Raw genomic sequence first — 2,091 nt, forward strand, 5'->3', positions numbered from 1 at the left:
ATTCCGGTTGTCGTGGGTTCGAGCCCCATCAGCCACCCCATTTTACAGCTTGTCAGGTACGCGAAGGTGGCGGAATTGGTAGACGCGCTAGCTTCAGGTGTTAGTGCCCCCCGGGTGTGAGGGTTCGAGTCCCTCTCTTCGCACCATACTTGCTGTATGACGAGGATGACCAGATGGTCATCTTTGTGTTTTTGGAATACCCCCTCGGTGATTAGCGCAGCCCGGTAGCGCATCTGGTTTGGGACCAGAGGGTCAAAGGTTCGAATCCTTTATCACCGACCACATTTGAAAACCCCGCTCAGGCGGGGTTTTTGCTTTTTGGCATTTCTCTTTCGCTTTTTCCTGTCACGTCTTTTTACACTTCTTCAGGCGCCTGTTCGCCACGAGTTCGCTATGCTGGGGCCCGGAGCCGCGAGACAGGGGACGCTCGGGCACGGACCAGATACAAGGCCTATGCATCACCATATCACTTCTCTTCAACTCTCCGTGCTGGCCATGGCCGCACTGCTGCTGGGCGGCTGCGCCCTGCAGCCAAAACCGGAAGATCTTCTGATGGGCGCCGCCCCCAAGCCAAAGGCCGAACTCGAGGCCACCTTGGTGACCAGTGGTGGCTTCTGCGTGACCCTGAGCGAGCAGGGCCGTCTGCTGACTCAGCCCTGTGATCAGCAATCGAACCAGTCATTCAGCTGGGATGTCGGTGCCCTGCAACTGGCCGGGGATTGCCTGGTCGCCAAAGGGGAGGATGGTCTGGGGATGGAGGCGTGCCGGGAGGAGAGCCATCAATGGCAGTGGCAGGGGGATCGTCTGTTCAATCGGCAGGTGTCGCTGTGCCTGGATGTGGCGGGTCGCCGTCACAAGCCGGCCGTCCCCCTGCGCCTCGCCGAATGCTATGGCGGCGCCAACCAGAGCTTTGAGTGGACGCCATCCGGCACGCTGTTGAACCGTCTGGTGCGCCCGGCACTGGCGTGGTGACAAGAGAGCGAGAAACAAAAAGGGTGGCCACATGGGCCACCCTTTTTCGATCCGCGATGGGGATGCCTTATCAGCGGGTCTGGGAGGCGAACAGTTTCTCCAGATAGACGGCAACGCCATCTTCATCGGAAGTGAGGGTCTGTTCATGCTCTGGCAGGGCCTGCTTGAGGCGATCGTGGGCGTTGCCCATGACCACGCCACGGCCCACCATGCTCAGCATTTCGAAGTCGTTCATGCCATCGCCGAAGGCCACGGCCTGGGACATCTCCAGGCCGTGCTGCTCCAGCACGGCGCGCACGGCATTGCCCTTGTGCACGCCGGCGTGCATCACCTCGAGGCAGTCAGGCAGGGAGAAGGTGACGTTGATCCGATCACCATATTGCTGGTTGAGGTGCGCCTCTATCTTCAGCAGCTTGTCGTGGTCGCCGATGTAGAACACCTTGTTGACCCTGTCCTTCGGGTGGTTGGCCAGATCCGCCAGGCGGTAGCTGAAGCCGGAGTCGTGATGGAACTGCAGCAACCAGGGCAGCTCCTTTTCCACCAGCCACTCGTCGCCGTAGTAGACGTTGATGTGGATGGACGGGTCGCGTTCCATGGCGATCAGCTCGGCCGCCACCGTGCTCGGCAGCGCCTGGTTGTAGACCAGCTGATCCTGCTTGTCGTGTACCACGGCGCCGTTGGAGGTAATGAGGTAGATATCCAGCCCCAGTGCATCGCGGATGCTGCGTACATCCACATGGTGACGGCCGGTGGCGACCACGAATTTGACGCCCTGATCGACCAGACGGTGCAGGGTATCCCGGGTGCGGGAGGAGATCTGGTGCTGCCCGTTGAGCAGGGTACCATCGAGATCGGACACAACTACCTTGAACATCATTACCTCGACTTCAATTGAACGCCGGGGGAGTGTACCCCAGCGTCTGCCGTCACCCCATTTATTTAGGGATCCAAAAAATAACCAGCCCCTTCTGGTCGCGTCAGTAGCGCGCGAAGAAGGCCAGGGTTGCATTGAGCGCGGCCTGGCGTTGGGGATCCGCCTCGATGAAGAGCTCGTGCCAGGCCCCGTCGATGCGCAGCGGCTTGCCCCCATCACACTTGGCATTGGCGCAGAAGGCCTCC

2 protein-coding genes, 2 tRNA genes and 1 pseudogene are annotated in these 2,091 nt (G+C 60.3%); 3 read left to right on the plus strand and 2 right to left on the minus strand.

All coding sequences use genetic code 11. The annotated features are described in order from the left end of the window. Positions 1 to 60: 60 nt before the first annotated feature. From AACR77_RS13380 to AACR77_RS13390, 3 genes are all read left to right on the plus strand, one after another. Positions 61 to 146, plus strand: a tRNA-Leu gene (locus AACR77_RS13380). Positions 147 to 205: 59 nt separating this feature from the next. After that, positions 206 to 282 (plus strand) — tRNA-Pro (locus AACR77_RS13385). A 171-nt stretch (positions 283 to 453) separates the two neighbouring features. Continuing rightward, positions 454 to 972, plus strand: coding sequence for an RICIN domain-containing protein (locus tag AACR77_RS13390; RefSeq protein WP_042882090.1), 519 nt, complete (start codon positions 454 to 456; stop codon positions 970 to 972). Positions 973 to 1,042: 70 nt separating this feature from the next. On the opposite strand, the gene AACR77_RS13395 is transcribed toward AACR77_RS13390, so the two are convergent. After that, the gene (locus tag AACR77_RS13395; protein ID WP_042882098.1) at positions 1,043 to 1,846 is read right to left on the minus strand and encodes a Cof-type HAD-IIB family hydrolase; all 804 of its coding nucleotides are present in this window, start codon (positions 1,844 to 1,846) and stop codon (positions 1,043 to 1,045) included. A gap of 103 nt (positions 1,847 to 1,949) precedes the next feature. Next, positions 1,950 to 2,091: pseudogene (locus AACR77_RS13400) on the minus strand (alpha/beta fold hydrolase); the annotation flags it as partial.

The sequence above is a fragment of the Aeromonas sp. ZOR0002 genome, from assembly GCF_963866995.1.
Classification (GTDB): Bacteria; Pseudomonadota; Gammaproteobacteria; order Enterobacterales; family Aeromonadaceae; genus Aeromonas; species Aeromonas caviae.